Source organism: Noviluteimonas lactosilytica, assembly GCF_020866925.1.
In the GTDB taxonomy this organism is placed as follows: domain Bacteria; phylum Pseudomonadota; class Gammaproteobacteria; order Xanthomonadales; family Xanthomonadaceae; genus Noviluteimonas; species Noviluteimonas lactosilytica.
Window position 1 is genome coordinate 76,049 of record NZ_JAJGAK010000003.1, and the last position, 22,613, is coordinate 98,661.

Genomic DNA, 22,613 nt, shown 5'->3' on the forward strand with positions numbered 1-22,613 from the left:
TGCAACGTCCCCCCGGTTTCGCTGCGTGCCACGAAGTTACGGCATCCGCCCGCCGATGCTATTTGCGGTCCACCTGCCCCTTGCCGCCGGTCTTGCCGTCGTCGTTGGCGATGCCGACATGCAACGCCTTCTGGAACATCACGCCGCCCACGACGCTGTCGACGACGACGTCGAACTTGCGCCCGGGGGTGTTGTCGGTGTTTTCGAGCGTCTTGATGCGGATCGTGTCGAGGAGCTCTTCCGGATCGATCGTGACGGTGCCGCTCGCGGCGACGTAGTGTGCGCCCGCCTTCGCGGTGCCGTCGACGGTGTGCCACGTCAGCGTGATCGGCGTCGACGGCAACGGCCACACGTAGCGTTCGAATTCGACGACCGCGTCCTGGCCTTCGGCGACGGGCAACGGACGTCCGAGCACGCTCTGGACGCTCGAACGCGTCGGATTCAACGTGAAGTCGCTGCGCACGTCCTGGATGCGCGCCGACCACGTGGCGAACGGCAGCGTGTTGCCGTCCACCGGCAGGTTCGTGCCTTCGACGTACATTTCGAGGGTCGCGCCAGGGATGGCGCGGAATTCGAATGCGCCGGTCGTCGGGTCGGGGATCCAGACGTGATCGCTCTTGCGCATCTCGCCGTTGACGTACTGATGGACAGCCATCTGGGGCTCGGCCAGGGGCCGGATCATCCCCGCCGCCACGTTGATCGTGCCCGTCACGCGCAGCGTGCGTTCGAGCGTCACGTCGACGATGCGGTCTTCCCAGACTTCATCGAGCTGCGCGACGCGCGTGTAAGCGACCTCGTCGGCGAGCGCGTAATCCATCCTGAAACGGAACGGTGCGCCCGGTGCGACGGGCAACTGGATGCTCCACAGGCCGGGTTCGGTCTTCGAAATGTGCTCCTGTTTCGTCGCGTCGTCGTCGTACGCATCGCCCGTCCACTCGATCAGGAACATGTCGGGCAAGGTGACGCCGGCCGGGGCGCGGATGTTGAGCGTGATGACCGGACGCGGGTCGTCGTCGCGCTGGAGTGCGACCGCATCGGCCTTCTCGACGGTGTAGCCATCGGGCGCCGTGAGGTGCACGAGGATGGTTTCGTCGGGTTCGACGACCGGCGGGCGGCCCGCGTTGTCGTTGAAGGACAGCAGCGTGAAGAACGCTTCGCGCTGTCCGGCGGGAATGGTCAGATCATGCGAGTTGCTGTCGTAGTAATCGCCGCGCGGTTGCTGCAGCGGATCCGCGGTGCCGCCCGTGATGTCGACGTGCACCTGCACGCCGCCCTCCGGCGCGGGCGCGGAAAGACGGATGGGGAAGGAAATGTATTTCCCCTCGTAGCTGATCGTGTCGGCGATCGCGATGGTGCCCTTCGGCCCGCGGAACGCCGCGATGGCCGGCGCCATGAGGTTGAGGCTGCGCACGTTGTCGATGCGCTCGGCTTCGCCGCACGCGATGCCGTTGCAGGCGACTTCGGGGCTCGAGAAGCGGCCGAGCCAAGGGCCCTCGCCGGGATCGGCCATGATCGTGGCGAACCCGTCGGTCTTCAGGTCGAAGGAGAACGCGAACGCACCGTGCGAGATCACGCCGTTCTCGTCGCGTTGCGCGGCCTTGTCGTGCGCCGAACCCATCGCGTGGCCGAGTTCGTGTGCGAGCACGTACTGGCCGCACGGCGCGACGTTCGCGACCACGTAACCGTGCGCCGCCGACAACCCATTCGGGCCGGCGTAGCCGGCGCCGTTGAGCCACGACGCGCCGCACGAATCGGCGTCGAGTTCCGCCGAATGCGGGCGGATGTAGGCCGCGAGATCGGCTTCGTGATCGTCGCGCTTGGCTTCGAAGTCGATGTACGTGCCGGTGTCGAGGTCCACGCCCTTGGTCATGATGTCGAGCACTTGCTCGTTGCTCTTCGTCGCCGGCAGCGCGACTTCCTGCAGTCCCACCATCTTCAGACGCACGCGGCTTCCGCTGTCGATGTGCGCCTGTGCCGCGATCGCGAACAGGTTGGCGACTTCGGTTTCGGCGGCGGACTGGCTGCCGCGCAGCGCGACGAGCTCGGGCGAATACATCGCGAGCACGGTGATTTCGACCGGCGTCGTGTCGACCGGCCACGGCGTGGCAGCAGCGGCGGGCGCGGTGAGCGTGGTGCGCTGCGTGGTCGACGCGGTGTCGCCGGTGTACGTCTCCAGGCGGATCGGACGATCGGCGGCGGCGAGCCACGTGCCGCCGAGGTCGTTCTGCGATTCGGCTTCCGGCCCGATCGGCGGGATGCGGTAGTCGGGGCTGCCACGACGCAGCGGCGTGCGCAGCGGCGTGAGTCCGCCCGCGGGCGCGACGGTGACGAGGCCGCCCGGGTGCGTTTCGACCTGCATCGCGTGCCCATCGGGCGTCGGCAGCATGCCGAACACCGCGTTCGGACCGAAGGTGAGCACCATCGCCTGGCTGCCGGCCGCGGTCTGCACGCGACCGACGACCGACCAGTGGCCGCCGCCGTGCGTTTCCTGGCGTTCCATCTGCACGCGGTACGACGTGCCATCGGGCAGGACGACCTGGAGCGCGCCGTCGCGCAGCGCGCGGCGCGCCATCTCGGCGTCGAGGTGGATCGGCTGCTGGCCGTTCGCCATCGCGCGCGTCATGCGCAACACCGGCTTCGCATCGAGCGCGGCCATGCCCAGCGCAGGCGATGCCGCCTGCGCGTCGTGTCCGATGTGCCTGAATCCGATGCCGGTCGCCGCGACGATGCCGCCGATGACCAACCAGGTCCCCACACCCTGCCAACGCGTCATGCCTGCCCCTGCGAAAGAACGTCCTTACCCGGGCATTCTAACGGGGCCTTGATCAATCTTTCACGTGGCAGTCAAGGGGCGGCTGCCGGCGACGGTTGCGACGGTCCACCGGTCCGCATCGTGGTGCCCGGGATGGCGATCGAGACGGTCGATATCGGGACATTCGCGCCCACGACCTGGTCGATCACCACGTCGAGCGCCACCGACAACTTCGGGACCGGCTTCAGCAGCGAGAACGCCGTGCCGCAATCGAAGTAGCCGCTGGCGTTCGCCGGGATGTTCACGGTGGCGGTGACCGGCACGTAGTGCACGTTCGCCTTCGCCGTGCGATCCACGGTGCGGCATCGGAAGCTCACGCCACCCGCGGGCGCGGGCTCTTCGAGGAAGACCCGGAGCGGGCTCGTGTTGCCCTGCAGTCGAACCTCCGGGATCGCGCGCAACGTCGGGCGCGAGTCCAGCACCACGTTGTAGTGGCGATCGGTGGTGAGGTTGTAATCCTTCAGTCGGTAGAAGCTGAAGCCGTCCACCGCGCCCGACAGATCGAGGTCGTGGCCCGGGTAGACCAGGATCGAAAAGGTGGTGAACATGGGCGGCGAGACCGGAATGACGGTCCAGTGCACCGTCGCATCGCCATCGGATTCGATGGCGGACAGCTCGAAGTCCTTGGCGGGCAACGACTTGCCCGCTGCCGCGGACACGGTGAGGGTCACCTGCACGCCTTTCTTCGCGACGATCGACCAGTCGCTGTCGCTGCGGACTTCCGGCGTGATCTGCCACTCCGGGTGGAAGACGTAAGGCTCCACCAACGTCATGTCGCGCAAGAGTTTCACCTGCGTGCCGAACGGCACGACGACGCTCCACGCATAGTTCGGCGGCTGCAGGTTCAACTCGAAGTAGTTCGTGTCGCCGTCCTCGATGCCGCTCAGGAACAGATAGACACCGCGGTCCGGCACTTCGCCGTCGAACTTGATGCCGCCCGTCAGCACGTGGCGCTGCGGTTCGAAGATGGTGAACGTCGCGGTGTCGTCGACGATGAGGCCGGCATGGTTGACGGACGAGATGCGGAGCGTCGCGTACTCGTCGCCTTCCACGACCTGGTCCGCCGCGACGTAGACGCGTAAGTAGGCGATCGACTCGCCTTCGGGAATCGTGATCGTCGGATCCTGCACGTAGAAGTCCGCTTCCGACGCGGTGCCGCCCGGCTCGACCGTGACATCGAGCGTGACGCCGCCGACGGGCGCAGGACCGGACATGCGAACTTCGACCACCCCGACGCGATCCACCTGGTACGGCTCGGACACTTCGACATCGGGGATCGCGATCGTCCCCGCGTCGCCCCAGAACGCGGCGACGGCCGGCGCCATCAGGTTGAAGGTGCGCACTTCATCGGAGTAGTCGACGATGCCGCAGGGCGCGCCGCATGCAGACGAATCGGGGTTGGAGAAATACGGCACCGGGGACTGGCCGCTGCGCGGCATCGCCATGATCGTCGCGAAGGCCTCGGTCCGCAGGCCGTGCGAGAACATGTAGGCGCCCTTCCGGATTTCGCCGGTGGTGTCCGTCTCGACTTCGCGTTCGTGGATCGCGCCGAGGTTGTGCCCGATCTCGTGCGCGAGCGCGAGCGGCGAGCACGTGTCGTCGAGGTTCACCACGCTGTAGGCCGTGGCGTTGAACGTCTGCGTGCGCCCGTGCGCCGGGCTTGTCTGAAGCGCCATGCCGCAGGCTTCCAAGCCCGACATCGCCTTGAACAGCACGACCAGGTCGCCACGCTGGTCACGCACGTATTGCGCCTGCGGCGCGCTGCTGATTTCCAGCAGCAGGTTGCGGTTGGACGGGTACGGCGTCGTTTTCGAATAGGCCAGCGGCGCTTGCGACTGCACCAGGTGCACGCGGCTGCCGCTGTCGGCGTGCGCCTGGTTGGCGATGGCGAACAGGTTCGCGATGGCCGTTCCCAGTTCCTCGGCACTGCCCCACATGATCTCCATCCCCTCTGAGTAGAGAGGAAGGACGGTGATGTCGACCGGCGTCGTGTCGATCGGCGCGGCTGCGGTGCGGAGGTTCGTTGCGGCGGCGATGGCCGAGGGCGCCGCGGCCGCGACGGCGACGCGCTGTTTCTGCGAAGCGGACGCAGTGCGATGGGGCGTGCCCGCGGCGCCCGTCGATGCCACTGCATCCGGTGTCGGCAGGACGATGGCGTCGTTGAGCAACGCCGGATCGCGCAGGTCGGCCGGCACGAGCGAGCCGCTCGGTGCGATCACGACCTTGCGACCGGCGCGCGTGGTGACGCGAAGCGATTCGCCGTCCGGCGTCGGCAACACGCCGAACACCGACGTCGCGCCGAAGGTCATCACCATCGGATGTGCACCCGTGGGCGTGTCGACGCGGCCCACCAGGTTCCAGTGGCCGCTTTCGTCCGTGTAGTTCCGCTCGATGCGCACGGGATAGTCCGTGCCGTCGGGAAGGGAGACACGCAGTTCGCCATCGCGGACGGCGCGGCGCGCGGCCGCGGCATCGAACGCGAACGGTTGCGGCGCATCGATCGAGGCGCCTTCCGGCACCCGGAGTTCGACCGGAGCAGGAATGCCGAGGCGCTCCTGCAACACGGCCACTGCCGCCGGCAACGTCGAATCGCTGGAAGAACGCGTAGCCCAGTACGAAATTCCCGCACACGCACACACCGCGAGCGCGAGGCTCGCCGTCTTCCAGGCCTTCATCCGATCCCCTGCTGGTGTTTCCCCTGCGGGCGATCTTATCGCGACAACGGCGCGACGACGCCACGCGTGACGTCAGGTAGCGAGGCTAGCGTCCTTCAACTTGCGAATCTGGTCACGGACGCGCGCGGCTTCCTCGAACTCGAGGTCCTTCGCATGCTTGTACATGCGGTCCTCGAGTTGCTTGAGGCGAGCGGCGACCTGCGAGGGATTGAGCGCGGCGTAGTCGGCCTGCTCCTCGGCGACGGCCACGCGGCCACGGCCCTTCTTCTTCGCCTCGCCCGGTTCGCTGCGCGCGCCTTCGAGGATGTCGATGATGGGCTTGGCCACCGAGCGCGGCACGATGCCGTGTTCGGCGTTGTATTCGAGCTGCTTGTCGCGGCGGCGGTTGGTTTCGTCGATCGCGACCTGCATCGAACGCGTGATGCGGTCGGCGTACAGGATCGCCTTGCCGCGCAGGTTGCGCGCGGCGCGGCCGATGGTCTGGATCAGCGAACCCGCGCTGCGCAGGAAGCCTTCCTTGTCGGCATCGAGGATGGCGACCAGCGACACCTCCGGCATGTCGAGGCCTTCGCGCAGCAGGTTGATGCCGACGAGCACGTCGAACCTGCCCAGGCGCAGGTCGCGGATGATCTCCACGCGCTCGACCGTGTCGACGTCGGAGTGCAGGTAACGCACGCGCACGCCGTGTTCGCCGAGATACTCGGTGAGGTTCTCGGCCATGCGCTTGGTGAGCGTGGTGACGAGCACGCGATCGCCCATCTCCACGCGCTTGTTCACTTCGCCGAGCAGGTCGTCGACCTGCGTCGCGACCGGGCGGATTTCCACTTCCGGATCGACCAGGCCGGTCGGGCGCACGACGAGTTCGACGATTTCGTCGCCGGATTCGCGCAGCTCGTACGGGCCGGGCGTCGCCGACACGAAGATGCTGCGCGGCGCGCGCAACTCCCACTCCTCGAACTTCAGCGGCCGGTTGTCGAGCGCCGATGGCATGCGGAAACCGAACTCCACCAGCGTTTCCTTGCGCGAGCGGTCGCCCTTGTACATCGCGCCGATCTGCGGAACGGTGACGTGCGATTCGTCGACCACCAGCAGCGCGTCGGGCGGCAGGTAGTCGTACAGGCACGGCGGTGGTTCGCCGGGCATGCGGCCGGTGAGGTAGCGCGAGTAGTTTTCGATGCCGTTGCAGTAACCGACCTCGGACATCATCTCGATGTCGTAGGTCGTGCGTTGCTGCAGGCGCTGGGCTTCGACCAGCTTGTTCTGCGCGTACAACGTTTCGAGGCGATCGCGCAGCTCTTCCTTGATGCCCTTGACGGCGCCGAGGATCGTGGGACGCGTCGTGACGTAGTGCGACTTCGGGTAGATCGTGTAGCGCGGCACCTTGCGCAGCACTTCGCCGGTGAGCGGGTCGAAGATCGACAGCGCTTCGATCTCGCCGTCGAACAGTTCGATGCGCAGCGCTTCCATGTCGCTTTCTGCCGGATGCACGTCGATGGTTTCGCCGCGCACGCGGTAGTGGCCGCGCTGCAGCTCGAACTCGTTGCGCGTGTACTGCATCTCGGTGAGGCGGCGAATGAGCTCGCGCTGGTCGATGCGCTCGCCGCGCACCATGTGCAGCACCATGTTGAAGTATTCGTTCGGGTCGCCGAGGCCGTAGATCGCCGACACGGTGCACACGATGATCGCGTCGCGCCGTTCGAGCAGCGCCTTCGTCGCCGACAGGCGCATCTGCTCGATGTGTTCGTTGATCGAGCTGTCCTTCTCGATGTACGTGTCCGACGACGGCACGTACGCCTCGGGCTGGTAGTAGTCGTAGTAGCTGACGAAGTACTCGACCGCGTTGTGCGGGAAGAACGCCTTGAACTCGCCGTACAGCTGCGCGGCGAGGGTCTTGTTCGGCGCCATCACCAGGGTCGGCTTCTGCACGGCCTGGATGACGTTCGCGATCGTGTATGTCTTGCCCGAGCCGGTGACGCCGAGCAGCGTCTGCCGCGCGAGGCCCGATTCGAAGCCGGCCACCAGTTTGTCGATCGCCGGCGGCTGGTCGCCCGAGGGGGTGTAGGGCGCGACGAGTTCGAAGGGGATGGTGTCGTTCTGGGGAATTGCTGCCATCGAAGCAGTGTAGCCCCGCGGGGATGAAGCCCGACGTGCTGGCGCGGGGTTTCCTGACAGCGTGGCGGCAGCAGCGCGCGCGAGCATCACGGCCCCCCGTTCGCGAATGAGGTGCGCGATGCCTGCCCTGCCCCGTCCTGCCGCCGGCGTCACGGTGATCGAACTGATGCTGGTCGTCGTCGTGCTGGCCTCGCTGGCCGCGTTCGCGGTGCCCCGCTACGTCGCCGTCCGCGAAGCGGCCCACGCCGGCGCCGCGTACCAGGCGCTGCTCGCGTCGATGATGGCGGCCTCGGCGCACGCGGCCTCGACCGGGGCGGAGGTCGTGGTCTGCCCCGGCGCCGCCGCCGGTTGCCGCGCGGGCACGCACGACTGGAGCGGCGGGTGGATCGTGTTCGCCGATCTCGACGGCGACCGCACGCGCGACGCGGGGGACACGCTCGTGCATCGCGCCGGTCCGCTCGGCGGGAACGCGCACCTGCGCAGCACCGTGGGCCGCACGCGCATCGTGTTCCAGCCCAACGGCGGCGCGGCGGGCAGCAACGTCACGTTCACGTTGTGCGACGGGCGCGGCGTGGCGCATGCGCGATCGCTCGTGATGAACAACAGCGGCGCGCTGCGTGGCGACACGCCGCCGGCCGCGACGGCGGAGGCTTGCATGAAGCCGATGTAGTCAGGCGCCCGGCAACACGGAGCGCAGGCGCTTGCGCTGGCGTTCGAGCGCGCGCTCGGCGTAGCGACGCAGGGCCTTGCGGACGCTGTGATCGAATCCGGCGTCGTCGAAACCGCCCGAGTCGCCACAATGCGCGATCACCAGGCTCAGGTCCTGCATCAGGCCGAGTTGCTCGGCGATGCTCTTGTCGACCCCGGGCATCGCAGCGTCGAAGCCTGCGGCCGCGGCGGCGCGGAACTGCTGCGAACGACGACGCATGCAACGTCGCCAGCGATGCCAGTCTTCGGCGTCGTCGCTGCGCCGCGCGCGTTCGCGCGCCTTGTCGGCCTTGCGCGAGGTGGCGGCGATCGCAGCGTCGATGTGGTGCGCTTCCAACGACTGCCAGGCGAGGCCCGCCAGTGCGGCGCGGATTACCGCGGCCTCCGCGCGCGTCGTGTCCACGGTTTCGGCGAACCGCGCTTCGCGTGCCAGCATCTTGCGGCGCGCGGCGGCGACATCGCGCGCCTGGCACAGCAACGCGTGCGTGTCGCGTGGTTGCGGCCTGTCGCGCAGGCGGTCGAGCGTCTGCACGAGCGCGTGCGCGTCGCGCTGCCAGGACGAACGCTTGTTCATGCGACGCAATGCGCGATCGACCAGGCGCGCACCGGGGCCCAGCGCGGGTTCGGCGATGGAAAGCGCAGCGCGCGTACGCCGGATCGCCTTGCGGGCGCGGTGGACGGCGTCGTGGATCCCGTCGCGCGGTGCGTCGAGCGACGCGATGGCGTCCGCGAGTTCGGCCTCCGCGTACTCGCGCAGCGCGGGGCCCGGCGACGGCATGGCAGGCAACGCCTCCATGCGGCGCACGGTAGCACTCAGCCGCTGCCCTCGTCTTTCGCGAGCGACGCGCGGCGTTGCGCGTCCAGCACGCGCTTGAGGGTGTCGACTTCGGCGGGCGACCAGTCGTCCAGGCCGGTCACGTCGAGCCAGGCGTCGACGTAATGCGACGGCGCGTAGACATGCCCGTACCCCATCGGCGCGCTGTCCGACAACATCATGTCGAGCGCGAGTTGCATCGACGTGACCAACGGATACCAACGCATGCCGGGCGAGACATCCGGCCCACGCGGCGTGTCCATCCATGCGGGCTCGCGGAAGGCGTCGCGCTGATCGAAGAACGTGATCGCATCGCTCGCATACTGCAGGAACACCACGCGCATCGGTCCCCACGGCGTGCCCGCGGGCACCGGCGTCCCGTGCTGGTTGCGGAACCGCACGAAGGCGCCGTCGCGAAATTCGGGGAGCCATTCCGGCGTGCCCGGATTGCGTGCGTCGGTGAGCGCGCGCCACTGCCGGCTCGCGAACGGCGGCCCGCTCCACAACGCGCCATCCACCGGATCGCCGAGCATCTCGAACGTATCGGCCGAACGCGCCGAGTTGAACGCGCCCAGGCTCAGGCCATGCAGGTACAGCTTCGGGCGCCGGTCCTTCGGCAACGCACGCCAGTGGCCGTACACGGCGCGGAACAACGCGCGCGCGGTTTCCTCGCCGTTGTCGGGTTCGATCAGCAACGACAGCGGGCTCGAGAAATACGAGTACTGCACGGCGACGCTCGCGACGTTGCCGCGATACAGGTATTCGACCGAATCGATGGCGGCCGGATCGATCCATCCGCTGCCCGTGGGGGTGAGGATGATGAGCGCGGCGCGCGAGAAACCCCCGACGCGTTCGAGTTCGCGCAATGCGAGTTGCGCGCGCGCCTGCGCGGTATCAGCGGCGGGCAGGCCCGCGTAGACGCGCAGCGGCGTCATCGTGGGTTGCGAGGTGAATCGCGCGATGCGTGCGGCCGTCGGCGCGGACGCGACGAACCCGCGCCCCGCGCTGCCCAGCGCATCCCACGCCACGAGCGACGCGGCGCTGCCGGTGCTTTCCGGTGCGGTGGGAGGCGCCGTGTCGGGGGCGATGCGCGCGTCGGCTTCGCGGAACGACGCGTCGAGCATGTGCAGCGCGGTCCGGAACACGACGCCGTTGGCGATCAACGCGACCAGCACCAGCGCGCCGACCAGTCCGAACGCGCGCGCGACGCGAGGCGGCACGCGCCGTTCCATGCGTCGCGACAACTTGCGCATCAACACCATGAACAAGCGCGCCGCGATCAGCACCAGCACGAACACGAGCGCGGCGATCGCGGCGATGCCGAGCACCGCGCCGCCCTCGACGTCGGGCTGCTGCATCGCGCGACGCACGAGGTTCTGCCAATGCGGCGCGCGCAGGAGCGCGAGGAACACCACGAACGCGAGCACGCCGAAGAACGTGCGCTGCGCGCGCGGCGTGTCGATGCGCTTGCGCATCGGAAGTTCGAGGTAGACCCACAAGGCGCGCAAGGCGACGCCGACGCCGTAACCGGCCGCAAGGCACAAGCCCGACAACAGCCCCTGCATCGGGACCGTACGCGGAATCAGGCTGGGCGTGAGGGAGGCGACGAAACCGAGCGTGCCCACCACCAGGCCCCAACGGGACAGCGTGCGCAAGTCCAGCCTCCCCGGTGGTGGTCGGTCGGAATGCTACTTCCAACGCGGTCCCGGCCGCACGCGGGCAAAGAAAAAGGGCCTGCGATGCGATCGCAGGCCCTTCTTTTATCTGGCGCCCGAAGTTGGACTCGAACCAACGACCCCCTGATTAACAGTCAAGTGCTCTAACCGGCTGAGCTATTCGGGCGGGGGCGCATATTCTGGCCGCCCGCCCGGAAATCGTCAACCGCGGAGCACCGACATCACGGATTCCACGGGTAATTCCATGCGCTCACGGAGCCAGACCACGTCTTGCTCTGCTTGTCGTAGTGCACGTTGCAGGCCGCCGGCGTGGCGTCGGTGCGCGTGTTTTCCAGCGCGAAGACCAGGTCGATGCGCGCATCCTTGGTGATGCCGAGGATCGAGATCGTCGTGGTTTCCTTCGTCGTGTTGTCCTGGTCCGGCGCACCCGGGGTCAACGTGCCGGAGCCCGAGCCCATCGTGGCGCTCACGAGACGATAGTTCTGGAAGATCGGCACCGCGATGTTGAACGTCTGGTCGGTGAACGTCGGCAGCGGGTCCTTGGTGCCGTTGTCGTACGACTTCGTGCACACGCTGCCGCGGAAGAGGACGTCGGCCTTGGTCTGCGAGAACCCGGGTTCCAGCTGCTTCCAATAGTTACCGAGCACGAGCGTGCCGTTGCCCGGGAAGATCGTGTTGGTGGGCGTGCAGATGTAATCGGTGCCCGAGCTGATGCAGGTCTTGGCGTCGCTGCTGTTGATCGTCGTCGTGTAAGCGGGCGACGTCGACGTCATGCCGGTGGAGCGGATGTAGTAGCTGTCGCCGCCACTCGGCGTGCCGCCGCCGACGGTGAAGGACTGCAGGTCGGTGCCGACCGCGTCGTCGCCCAGGTTGTCGGTCGCGCCGGGGATGCCGCCGTTGGCGAGCAGTTCGGTCGCGGCCAGGCCCGAGTTGGAACGGCGCATCGAGGAGCGGTTGTTCGCGGTGCCCGTGCCCTTCGCTTCGGTGGCGCCGCGCGACGGGAGGTTGCTGGTCGGCCACGGCAGGAAGCCGCCGGTGTGCACGTCGATCACGCTCGTGTTCGACGACTCGTAGTCGGCGAACTCGGTGACGTTGATGGTCGAGAACGGCAGGTACGGCAGCACGCAGTCGGCGAGTTCGGTCGAGCCGGCGAGGCACTGGCCGTTCTTGCGACGGCTCGCGAGCGCATCGGCGAGCGTTTCGCGCGCCTGCTTCTCGAGATAGTCGACGTACACGCCGCGCGCATGCATGAAGCGCGACTTGGTGTCGGTCGAGCTGGCGATCGTCACGGTCGCCGGTTCATTGAGGCCGCGCGTGGTGTCGTCGTACATCGTCTGCGCGTTGGTCGGCGCGGTGGCGACCGTGCCGTCGTACTGCGAGAGGTAGTCCTTCACGTACGCCGTGTAGCGCGTCGTCGCGGTCGCGGTCGGCAGGCCGGTGTCGGCCTGGTAGACGTTGGTTTCCGTCTCGAGGTAGCCGAACTGGCGCATGTACATGTCGGCCGCCGTGCGCCACATGCCGTCGACGCGGATCACGCGGCAAGCTTCGACGTACTGCGCGCTGACCGTGTTGCCCGCATTGGTCAGCTGGCCGGCGGAGTTCATGTCGTACTTCTGGTACGCGCCGCCCGTGGCTTCCGGATCGAACTTCGCATTCGTCGTGTCGGCCGGGTTGTCGTGGCGGTCGCGGCAGCATTCCTGGCACATCGCGCTCTGCACGGCGCTGGAGACCGGACCGGAGCGGTACTGCTGGCCGGGCGCGGCGGTCGCGTTTTCCGGCACGTACACGTCATAGCGCGTGCCGGTCCAGATCGCGGGCCACTGCGACTGCTGGTAGATCGTGCCGAGGTTGGTGCCGCCCGCGCCGTACTGGCACTTGCACTTGAGGACTTCGGTTTCGACGCGGTCCTGGATGATCGCGAGGTTTCCGGATTCCGGCGTGTAGGTGAGCACCGTGAAGCGCGTGGAGATCTTGGTGTTGCCCTTCTTGCCGACTTCCTCGGGCATCGGGTTCGATGCAGCGGTCGCGTCGCCGTTGCCCAGCGCGATCGGAATCATGCCGGCGGTGACCGGGCTGGCCTGGCGCACGACCGGCTTCTGCGGGTCGTGGTTGGCGCTCTCGTCGTCGACGATCGGGCTGTTGGAATCCAGCGCGAGCGAGCTCACCACGGTGCGGGTGCGCAGCGTCTGCAGATCGTTGTTGCGATCGCGCCACTGCACTTCGACCACGACGTTGCGGAACTCGGCCTCGGAGCTGCCGACGGGCGCCGCGCCCTCGACGAACGTCGTATTGCCCGCGTTCGCACCGAACGGCGTCACCGTGCGCGTCAGCGAAACGTAACCGAGGGCCGCTTCGCAGCCGGCGAGCTCGACATCGTTCGCGGGGGCGGCGCAATCGGGATTGGTGGACTCGACCTTGGCCGCGCTGACCAGGTTCGTGTAGGGCAGCGAGCGGACGTTGTCCATTTCGGCCGACATCAGCGCCACGATGCGCGATCGCACCTTGGCCTCGGCGGAGCTGCGCGCCAGCGAGCCCTGCAACGCGGCGAGCGCGAGCAGGCCGGTCGCGAGCAGCACGACGGCGACGAGCACCTCGAGCAGCGAGAAGCCGGCGGCGTGTTTGGAGGACGGGTTTCGCATGGGTGCGGGCTCCGATCAGTACGACAGCCGGTCAGTCCAGGCGCCGGGCAGGTTGGAGTTCGTGGGTTTGATGCTGTTGGAGAAGTTCTTGAAGATGTCGCCGTTGAAGACGATCGCGGCGGTACCGTTCGCCTTGTCGATCTTGCCCTGCACGACGACCGCGCCGTAGACCACCGCGCCGGCGTTCATGTCGAGCGTCGCGGTGCCGCCGGTCGCCGGATCCAGCAGGTCGATGCCGGTGTGGTTGTGCGCGGCGGCGAGCGGATGCGCCGCGGGCGTCGCCGCTGGCGTGCGCATCAGGATCAACCCGAACACCGTGCCCTGGATGCGGGCCGGCCCGTCGATCACCAGCAGCACCGGCATCGACGGCGAACCGATCTGTTCGCCGGGGCCGATGTTGCAGCCGGTCTGGCACCACACGATGCCCGAGTTGACGTTGGTCGGGGTCGCGGTGTCGGCGTCCTGGGTGTAGGGCAGCACGAGCGCCTGTCCCGGCTTCATCAGCGAGGTCGCGGTGGCGTCGCGCGGCATGATCTTGTTGGCGTTCTCGTAGAGGAAGGCTTCGTCGGCATCGAGCCACACGACGGCATTGGTCGTGGGCGAGGTATAGGTCACCGACGGGGCCAGCGTTTCGCAGAAGTTGTCGCCGTTGGTGTCGATGCGCGCCTTCACGCCGAAGACGTATTCGAACAGGTCGCACGGGAATTCGTTCGGCTTCACGTCGACGTTGACGCCCAGGCCGTTGGTGCCGTTGCTGCCGTCGACATCGAGGATGTCGATGCCCTCGTCCTGCTTGTTGCCCGACTTGTCGTAGGACAGGCTGACGTCGCCGTTGCAGCCGCAGGTGTCGCACACCGCGACGTTCTCCTTGAGGGTCGGCGGCGCATTGTTCTTGGCGCCGAAGCGGAAGAACTCGTCGATGTAGCAGGTGTTGGGCGTACCGGTCTTGCTGATGTCGCGACGCGTCCACACCGACACCGGCACGCCGTTGCCGCCGCCGTTGGGATTGGTCACGACCTGCAGGCCGCCGGTGATGTCGACGCTGCCCGACGCCATGATCGGCGGCTGGTTGAGGTTCGGGCGGAACAGCAGGTACTGGCCGAGCATCTGCGACACGGTGGTGCGCGTGCCGCCTTCGTCCGGCAGGCTCGCTACGGCGACGTAGTTGTAGACGAAGGTGGAGCTCTGTTCAGCGGCGTTCGTGGCGCACTCGGTCGGGTCGCCCGCCGCTTCCGGGATCTTCACCCGGCACAGCACGACGCCGACGCCGTAGGACACGTTGTCGAAGTTGCCGACCGCATCGACCATGCCCGCGGCGGGCACGACGTCGGTGAGCGGAAGCATGCGTTCGTCGAGCTTGTCTTCGTCGCCGTCGTTGTTGACGTCGCCGACCGCGGTCGTGTTGACCCAGTAATACATGGTGTCGCGACGCGACGCGTCGACGGAACCGCACGGGAATTCCTCGCCGATGTCGCTGCAAAGCTCCCAGTGCCCGCCCGGCTTGAGCAGGTTCGGCTGCAGGCGGAAGTACTCCGCACCCTGCGCGATGCCGGCTTCGGCGACTTCCGAGATGAGCTTCGCGCGCGCGTCGTTACCCGACGTACGCTGTTCGAACAGGCCGACGTTGAGCGTCAGCAGCGTGATCACGCTGGCGAGCAGCAACAGGATCACGGCCACGAGGAGCGCGTTGCCGCGGACCTGGCGAGGCGGATGGCGAAGGGCGGAATGGTTGGTCATTTGGACTCCGGCGCGATCGTCGATGCGGTCAGGTGCCGTTGGAACGAATGGAGACGGATTGGCGGATCGTCTTGTCGGTCACGCCACCGCCCGCGTTTTCACGCATGAAGGCAGGCTTGTTGCGCAGGCGCCCGGTCAGCACGACGTCGATGCGACGCGCGTTGCCGCCCGGGTTGGTGAAGGTGAGCGCGGTGATCTCGATGCCGTCGGTGTTGAGGGCAGTGCCGGCGGAGTTGCACGCGGCGGCGCCGGCGGTGCTCGCGCGCACCATGACCACCTTGCCGGTGGCCGCGTCGAGGCGCACGGCGCGATAGTTGGTCGCGCCGCCGGTGCTTTCCGCATACGAGTAGCGCATGCAGTTGGCGGTCGTCAGGTCGATGGACGAGTACGGGTTGGCCACCGCGCCGCCCTGCCCGACCGCGGCGATCGGATCGATCAGCCCGCGCGCCCTGCGCACATCGTTGGAAATCAGCGCCATCGTCGCGCGCATTTCCTGGTTGAGGCGCGTCGACAACACGGTCTCGCTGTTGGCGCGCACGAGGCTGACGATGAAGGCCAGCACCGCGCCGACCACCAGCAGGCCGAGCACGATGGCGACCATCATCTCGATCAGCGTGAAGCCCGCGGCATGCGCAGGCGCAGGGGCTTGGGCGCGTCGGGTCAGCATTGCGGATACCCCAGGATGTTGCCGGTCTTGGTGCACACCGTGGCCTGGCCGAGCGGCGAGATATTGACGGTCAGCACATACGCGCCGCTCTGCGATGTCAGGTCGAAGCTGCTCGCGTTGGCGTTGCCGACGCTGGCGTCGCTGCGGATGCCGAGGCGGCCGTCGAACGCGAGGTCGCCCGCCGCCGAGGACAGCGTGACGCCGCGGTAATCGTCGCTCTTCACCACGAGTTGCTTGTCCTTGTCGACGACGCACTCGGTGGGCGTGGCGGCGCAGTCGCAGGTGCTGGCCGCGCCGGCCTGCATGGCTTCGGCCGGATCGCCGGCTTCGCGCGCGCCGAGGCACCACGTGGCACCGCTGCCCGTGGTCTTGAGCGACACGTTGCGGTCGTACTTCACCGCGGCCTGGCGCGCCTGCGCCAGTTGGTTGACGACAGAGTCCGCCGCGCCACGCAGGCGCGACTTCTCCAGGTAGGTCGACAGCCCGGGAACCGCCAGCGCGGCGAGGATCACGAACACGACGATCGTGACCATCAACTCGAGCAGCGTGAACCCCGACGAAGCCTTGGCAGGCTTGTACGAACGTGCAGGCATTGCGCTTTCCCCCTAACGTCGAGGTTGATCTTATCGGGATTGATGGATCGATCCACCATTTACCGACAGTCGGGGCGATAGTGGGAACGGGCGGTTTTGCGCACCTTTGCGCGCGGAGTTAGCATCTTTCGGGGTCAACCAGGGGAAAACGTGATGCAGTCCACAACTCTCGCCGCGCGTCCTTCGAAGCGCGCCGCCCGTCGTCCGTTCGGCTTCACTTTGATCGAGTTGATGATCGTGGTCGCGGTGGTCGCGATCCTCGCGATGATCGCGTTGCCGATGTATGCCGAGCAGGTGCGCAAGGGCAAACGCGCCGAAGCGATGCAGGCGCTGGGCGACCTGCAACTGCGCCAGGAGAGCTGGCGCGCGGATCATCCGGCTTACGGCACGATGGCCAATCTCTTCACCGACGGCGGCACGGGCTACAACGGCGGGCTGAAGAACTACACGATCACCATTCCGGCGAGCGCGGCCACCAGCTACACGATCCTCGCCACGCGCAAGGGCGACCTGGCCAACGACCCGAAGTGCGGCAACTTCAGCATCAGCATGGGCGCCGGCGTGATCGACAAGAACGTCAGCAGCGGCGACGAAGACTACTGCTGGCGCAAGTGACGCACCGCGTCGACGTGGTGCGTCACGCGACGCATCACGTCACGACGCGATAGCAGGGCCGGTACTCGCCGGCGATCTTCATCCGGCGCTGCTGCACGAACGCGCGCAGCAGCGCATCCAGCGCTTCCATCATGTCGCGGTCGCCGTGGATCTCGAACGGCCCCCGCTCCTCGATGCGACGCATCCCCTCTTCCTTCACGTTGCCGGCGACGATGCCGGAGAACGCGCGGCGCAGGTCGGCGGCGATTTCGTGCGACTTGCGCCCATGGTGCAGGTCGAGCGCGGCCATCGCTTCGTGCGTGGGCACGAAGGGTTGCTGGAACTCCAGCGGCACGTGCATCGCCCAGTTGAAGTAGAACGAATCCTTGTGGGCGACGCGGTACTCCTTCACCTTGCGCACCCACTGCGCCATTCGCTTGGCGACCTTCGGCGGATCGCCGACGATGATCTCGTAGCGCGACGTCGCGGCTTCGCCCAGCGTCAGGCGCAGGAACTGGTCGATCTGCTCGAAGTACGGCGCCGACGCGGTCGGGCCGGTCAGGATCAGCGGGAACGGAAGGCCTTCGTTCTCCTCGCGCAGCAGGATGCCGAGCAGGTAGAGGATCTCCTCCGCCGTGCCCACGCCGCCGGGGAACACGATGATGCCGTGGCCCATGCGCACGAACGCTTCGAGGCGCTTCTCGATGTCCGGCATGATCACCAGGTGGTTGACGATCGGGTTCGGCGATTCGGCCGCGATGATCCCGGGCTCGGTGATGCCGATGTAGCGCATCGTGCGGCGGCGCTGCTTCGCGTGCGCGATCGTCGCGCCCTTCATCGGGCCCTTCATCGCACCGGGGCCGCAGCCCGTGCAGATGTCGAGGCCGCGCAGGCCGAGCTCGTAGCCGACCTGCTTCGTGTAGAGATATTCGTCGCGGCCGATCGAATGGCCGCCCCAGCACACGACGAGGTTGGGTTCGGCCGGATGCAGCACGCGCGCGTTGCGCAGCAAGCCGAAAACGGCATCGGTGATGCCGTCCGTGGTCGCGAGGTCGCGGTTTTCGCCGAGTTCGATCGCCGTGTACGCGAGGTCGCGCACGACCGCGAACAACAGTTCGGCGACGCCGCGGATGATCTCGCCGTCGACGAACGCCATCGCCGGCGCGCGATGCAGGTCGATGCGCACGCCACGATCCTGCTGCAGCACTTCGATGTCGAAGTCGGGGTAGAGCTCTTGCGCGGCGCGCGGATCGTCGGACGCGCTGCCGCTGGTCAGCACCGCGAGCGCGCAACGGCGCAGCAGGTCGTGCATGCCGCCCGCGGACGCATCGCGCAGGCGCGCGACTTCGGCGCGCGAGAGGACATCGAGGCCGCCGCGCGGATAGATGCGCGCATCGACGGTAGGAAGCATGGGGCGGGTTTCGATTTCGGGGGTATCCATGGCGGCGACTTTAGCGCAACGCCGCGCAAGTCGATGCGAAACGAAAACGGCCGGGTCGCCCCGGCCGTTTCCGAATCATCGCGATTGCAGCCGGATCAGAACTCGTAGCGGAAGCCGACCTGCAGCGACCACTGCGACACGCCGACGTTGATGCCGTCGCCGTTGGTGTTGGCCGCGACGGCCTGTTCGACGCGCGCCGGGTCGAAGTTGTAGATGTACTTGCCGGTCGCTTCGTCGATGCCCGCGTACGCCAGGATCGACTTGTCGGCGAAGAAGCCGTAGTCGTTGATCTGGCCCCAGTCGTTGTTGATCAGGTTGCCGATGTTCATGACGTCGAGCCAGATCTGCGACTTGTGGCCCTCGAAGAAGCCCGGCAGCTCCTGGCTGATGCGCAGGTCGAACGAGTTCACCCAACCCGCGCGCGAACTGTTGCGCGAGACGACCGAACCCATGCTGTTGGCGATGTCGGTGGTGGACAGGTACTGGAAGAACGCGTCTTCCATCGCCGCGCCGCCGGTGAAGAGCACGTCGCCGCGGCCGGCCGGCACGTAGAACAGGTCGTTGACGCGACTGTCGCCGTTGGTGTCGTTCGAATACACCCAGCTGTACGGGCGACCGCTGCGGCCTTCGTACACGCCCGACACTTCGGTCCTGTAGTCGCTGAAGAAGTTGTGGTGCCAGGTGATCGTGCCGAGCACGCGGTCCTTGATCTCGAAGTTCGAGGTCGACGCGACGTCTTCGTTCGGCTGGAAGATCGAGCGGTTGTTGAAGTTCGACGTGGCCGTCGAGCTGAGCAGCGGGCTCACTTCCGTCGCATCGGTCCAGGTGTACGACAGCGACCAGCCCCACACGTCGTCGACCGGCTTCTCGAGGCCGAACGTCATCTGCTGCGTGCGGCCCTTGTCGGTCGGACGGAGCAGGATCACGTCGCCGAAGCGCGAGTCGCGATTGGCGCGCGCGCCGCCGCCGCCCGTGACCGGGTTGCGCCAGTACAGCAGGCGGCCGTCCTGGCCGACGCCGGTCGGCGCGCCGATGTCGAGGCGGTCATAGGCCAGGCCCGTCTTGACTTCGGTCAGCAGCAACTCGGCGCTGAACACCGCGCCGAACCACGGCAGCTCGGTGTCGAACGCGAGGTTCGTCTTCCACACCGACGGCTGTTCCAGGTCGGGCGACATGAAGTTGACGTTCATGCGCGCGAACGCCGGGTTCGCCGGGACCGGCGGGTTGAGCGGATCCGGGTTGAACGGCAGCTGCTCGGAGTTCTCGTCGTCGTCGAAGAACTGGTCGTACTGCACGACGTTGAGGCCGGTCGCGCTGAACGAGTTGCCGATCCACACTTCCGCCGCCGCGCCGCCGAACAGGCCGATGCCGCCGCGCAGCTGCGTCGGGCGCTCGCTGTCGAAGGTGTAGTTGAAGCCGAAGCGCGGCTGCCACAGTTCCTGGCCGTCGATGGTCACGCTGTTGTCGTAACCGTAGACCTCCTGCGCGACCGCGTTGTACTGCGGCACGTCGTCGATCATCGGGGTGTCGACGCGCAGGCCGAAGTTCAGCGTCAGGTTCGGCGAGACGTTCCAGGTGTCCTGCGCGAACAGGCCGAGGTTCTCATGCGTGTACTTCGCCGCGATGCTGTCGAGCGGCTGGCCCGGCTGCGGCGTGCGCAGCTGGTAGTGCGACCACGTGCCGTTGCGGAAGTCTTCGATGGAGTTGAACTCGTAGACGCCGAACTGCTGCGGTCCGAACAGGTTGTAGATGTCGTTGGATTCGTAGTCGAAGCCGAACTTCACCGTGTGGTCGCCGAGGTACCAGTTGGCGGCGCCGAACGTATCCCACGTTTCGGTTTCGAGCAGGTTGTAGTGCGTGTTGAGCTCGGTGCCGAAGTCGAGGAACGGCGAACCGGCGAGGCCGTCGACCGTGACGTCGCCGAAGCCGATGCGGATCGACGGCAGCTTCGCGAGCGGATCGCGCACTGCGGCGTATTCGCGATACGAGACCTTCAACTCGGTCGACAGGGTGTCGGTCCAGTCGCTGAAGAGCTGGCCGACGTAGGAGTCGACCGTCTTGAGGTGGTTGAACCAGTTCGAGCTCAGCGAAGCGGTGGTGCCGCTGAAGCCCTGCACGCGCGCGGTGTTCTGGTCGAGCGTGGAGTAGCGGAACGACGCGCGCTGCGTGTCGGTGATGTTCCAGTCGAGCTTGAGCGCGTATTCCTCGACGCTCGTTTCCAGGCTGTCGGCGCCGAGCGCGCCGGCATCGAAGCCGTAGACGCTCTGCGCGATATCCTGGATCTCGGCGACGTCGTCGCGCGTGATCTGGCCGTTGCCCAGCGGGCCGGCGGTGAGGTTCGGACCCGGCGCGCCCTGCTCGAACTTCTCGTAGTTGAAGAAGAAGAACAGCTTGTCCTTCATCAGCGGACCGCCGAACGTCGCGCCGTACGTCTTCTCGTCGTTGAAGCCGGTGAAGTCGCTGCCGTCGGGGTTGTCGCCGACCATGCTGTCGTTGCGGTACACGCCGTAGACGGTGCCGTGGAAGTCGTTGGTGCCCGACTTCGTCACCGCGTCGACCACCGCGCCGGTCGCGCCGGTGATGGTGACGTCGTAGTTGGCGAGGTCGACGGTCATCGCTTCGATGGCGTCGATCGACACCGGCTGGCGACGCGTCTGCATGTTGTTGGCTTCGAGGCCGAAGGTGTCGCTGACCGACACGCCGTCGACGCGGATCGCGTTGTAGCGCGAGTTCTGGCCGCCGGCGGAGATCGCGCCGTCCGCCTTGCTCGTCTGCACGACGCGCGGGTCGAGGCGCATCGAATCCTGGATGTTGCGGTTGATCGACGGCGCGGCTTCGATCTGCGCGCGCGTCAGGCTGGTGCCCGTGCCCATCTTGTCGGGGCTGAAGACCGTCGGCGTGCCGGTGACGGTCACGGCGTCGAGCTGCGTGGCCGCGGCGGCGAGTTCGAGGTTGACGTTGTTCGCGGCGGACAGCTGCAGGTAGATGCCCTGCTCGATGTCGGTGCCCGCGGCGCTGGTCGCGGTGATCGTGTACGGGCCGCCGACGCGGAGACCGCGTGCGGAGAATCGGCCATTCGCATCGGTCGTGACGGTGCTGCTCGTGTTCGACTCGGCATGCAGGATCGTCACCTGCGCGCCGGCGACCGGCTGGCCGCTCGCATCGAGGACGCGACCGCCGAGGCCGGCGGAGGTGCTCTGCGCGAACACGGGCGCCGCGGCGAGGGCGGCAATGAGCGCCACGGACAGCTTCGAGAGCCGGACGCGATTTCGATCAGTCATCTGGAAAACCTCGGTGGGATGGTGATGCAGGCAAGCGCAGCCCTCCGCCGCAGGTCCGTCTGCGTGCATGAAGGCCGTACGAAAAGGGTGTTCCCCCGGTCGGGAGCGCGTGTGGCGCCCCGCGACGTTAACTACAGTTTAACACCATAGATTCAGTGCATTACCGGGACATGACCGCCTTGACGGCCCCCGATCCGACGTGTGGTGGCTGAACGCTTCAGCGTTCCCGGACTCAGGCGCCCGGGGATCAGGCACCGGGACTGATCGTGCTGGTCACGTAGGTGCCGAGCCCGTCGAGGAACATCTGCACCGAGATCGCGACCAGCAGCATGCCCATCAGGCGCTCGACCGCGATCAGCACGCGGGTGCCGAGCCAGCGATAGAGGAACGTCGCCGAGAACAGGATCGCCGCGGTGGCGCCCCATGCGATCAGCAGCGCGACGCTCCATTCGGACAGGCGTGCGGGCTCGTTGCTGCCCATCAGCATCACCGCGGCCATGCCCGAGGGACCGGCGACCAGCGGGATCGCCATAGGCACGATGAAGGGTTCGCCGCCGGGGATGTCGCCCATCAGGCCTTCCGGCGGCGGGAAGATCATGCGCAGGCCGATCAGGAACAGCACGATGCCGCCGGCGATCGATACCGATTCCTGGCGCAGGTGCATCAACTCCAGCGCGTACTTGCCGCCCCACAGGAACAGCATCAGCACGACCAGCGCGATCAGCAGTTCGCGCGCGAGCACGATGCGCCGGCGCGCGGGCGGCAACGGCTTGAGCAGCCCGAGGAACACCGGGATGTTCCCGAGCGGATCGAGGATCAGGAACAGCAGCAGCGCGGCGGAAGCGATGGTCATGCGATCACGTC

Annotated in this window: 14 protein-coding genes and 1 tRNA gene; 2 read left to right on the forward strand and 13 right to left on the reverse strand. The window is 67.2% G+C overall.

Annotated features, from left to right (window positions below; all coding sequences use genetic code 11):
- Nucleotides 1-58: 58 nt before the first annotated feature.
- The 3 genes from LK996_RS12290 to uvrB form a co-directional block, all read right to left on the reverse strand.
- Nucleotides 59-2,773: a reprolysin-like metallopeptidase gene (locus LK996_RS12290; RefSeq protein WP_230527658.1), complete on the reverse strand. Its 2,715-nt coding sequence runs from the start codon at nucleotides 2,771-2,773 to the stop codon at nucleotides 59-61.
- Nucleotides 2,774-2,844: 71 nt separating this feature from the next.
- A complete protein-coding gene (locus tag LK996_RS12295; RefSeq protein ID WP_230527659.1) occupies nucleotides 2,845-5,487 on the reverse strand; it encodes a reprolysin-like metallopeptidase in 2,643 nt (880 codons plus the stop codon).
- Between the two features lie 72 nt (nucleotides 5,488-5,559).
- Nucleotides 5,560-7,599, reverse strand: a complete 2,040-nt coding sequence (gene uvrB / locus LK996_RS12300; protein WP_230527660.1) for an excinuclease ABC subunit UvrB — start codon at nucleotides 7,597-7,599, stop codon at nucleotides 5,560-5,562.
- A gap of 118 nt (nucleotides 7,600-7,717) precedes the next feature.
- Between uvrB and LK996_RS12305 the strand changes: the two genes are divergently transcribed.
- A complete protein-coding gene (locus LK996_RS12305; protein ID WP_230527661.1) occupies nucleotides 7,718-8,269 on the forward strand; it encodes a GspH/FimT family pseudopilin in 552 nt (183 codons plus the stop codon).
- Here the strand turns inward: LK996_RS12305 and LK996_RS12310 are convergent, their stop codons facing one another.
- The 7 genes from LK996_RS12310 to LK996_RS12340 form a co-directional block, all read right to left on the reverse strand.
- Nucleotides 8,270-9,103 (reverse strand): CHAD domain-containing protein, encoded by an 834-nt coding sequence (locus LK996_RS12310; protein WP_230527975.1) that lies wholly within the window; start codon nucleotides 9,101-9,103, stop codon nucleotides 8,270-8,272.
- A 17-nt stretch (nucleotides 9,104-9,120) separates the two neighbouring features.
- Nucleotides 9,121-10,776 carry an alpha/beta hydrolase gene (locus LK996_RS12315; RefSeq protein WP_230527662.1) on the reverse strand — a complete coding sequence of 552 codons (1,656 nt, stop codon included), beginning with the start codon at nucleotides 10,774-10,776 and terminating at the stop codon, nucleotides 9,121-9,123.
- Nucleotides 10,777-10,886: 110 nt separating this feature from the next.
- Nucleotides 10,887-10,963 (reverse strand) — tRNA-Asn (locus LK996_RS12320).
- Between the two features lie 55 nt (nucleotides 10,964-11,018).
- The gene (locus LK996_RS12325; protein ID WP_230527663.1) at nucleotides 11,019-13,436 is read right to left on the reverse strand and encodes a prepilin-type N-terminal cleavage/methylation domain-containing protein; all 2,418 of its coding nucleotides are present in this window, start codon (nucleotides 13,434-13,436) and stop codon (nucleotides 11,019-11,021) included.
- 15 nt (nucleotides 13,437-13,451) lie between these two features.
- Complete coding sequence (locus LK996_RS12330) at nucleotides 13,452-15,173, reverse strand: hypothetical protein (RefSeq protein ID WP_230527664.1); 1,722 nt, start codon at nucleotides 15,171-15,173, stop codon at nucleotides 13,452-13,454.
- A gap of 28 nt (nucleotides 15,174-15,201) precedes the next feature.
- Nucleotides 15,202-15,840: a PilW family protein gene (locus LK996_RS12335; protein ID WP_230527665.1), complete on the reverse strand. Its 639-nt coding sequence runs from the start codon at nucleotides 15,838-15,840 to the stop codon at nucleotides 15,202-15,204.
- A complete protein-coding gene (locus tag LK996_RS12340) occupies nucleotides 15,834-16,433 on the reverse strand; it encodes a GspH/FimT family pseudopilin (protein WP_230527666.1) in 600 nt (199 codons plus the stop codon). Before LK996_RS12340 ends, LK996_RS12335 begins: the two co-directional genes overlap by 7 nt.
- Before the next feature lie 153 nt (nucleotides 16,434-16,586).
- On the opposite strand from LK996_RS12340, the gene LK996_RS12350 reads away from it, so the two are divergent.
- Complete coding sequence (locus LK996_RS12350) at nucleotides 16,587-17,048, forward strand: type IV pilin protein (RefSeq protein WP_305068727.1); 462 nt, start codon at nucleotides 16,587-16,589, stop codon at nucleotides 17,046-17,048.
- Nucleotides 17,049-17,082: 34 nt separating this feature from the next.
- Here LK996_RS12350 and ppnN read toward each other — a convergent pair whose 3' ends face one another.
- From ppnN to LK996_RS12365, 3 genes are all read right to left on the reverse strand, one after another.
- The gene (gene ppnN, locus LK996_RS12355) at nucleotides 17,083-18,468 is read right to left on the reverse strand and encodes a nucleotide 5'-monophosphate nucleosidase PpnN (protein WP_305068728.1); all 1,386 of its coding nucleotides are present in this window, start codon (nucleotides 18,466-18,468) and stop codon (nucleotides 17,083-17,085) included.
- Nucleotides 18,469-18,563: 95 nt separating this feature from the next.
- Nucleotides 18,564-21,749, reverse strand: coding sequence for a TonB-dependent receptor (locus LK996_RS12360; protein ID WP_230527667.1), 3,186 nt, complete (start codon nucleotides 21,747-21,749; stop codon nucleotides 18,564-18,566).
- Nucleotides 21,750-21,996: 247 nt separating this feature from the next.
- Complete coding sequence (locus LK996_RS12365) at nucleotides 21,997-22,602, reverse strand: MarC family protein (protein ID WP_230527668.1); 606 nt, start codon at nucleotides 22,600-22,602, stop codon at nucleotides 21,997-21,999.
- Between the last annotated feature and the right edge of the window lie 11 nt (nucleotides 22,603-22,613).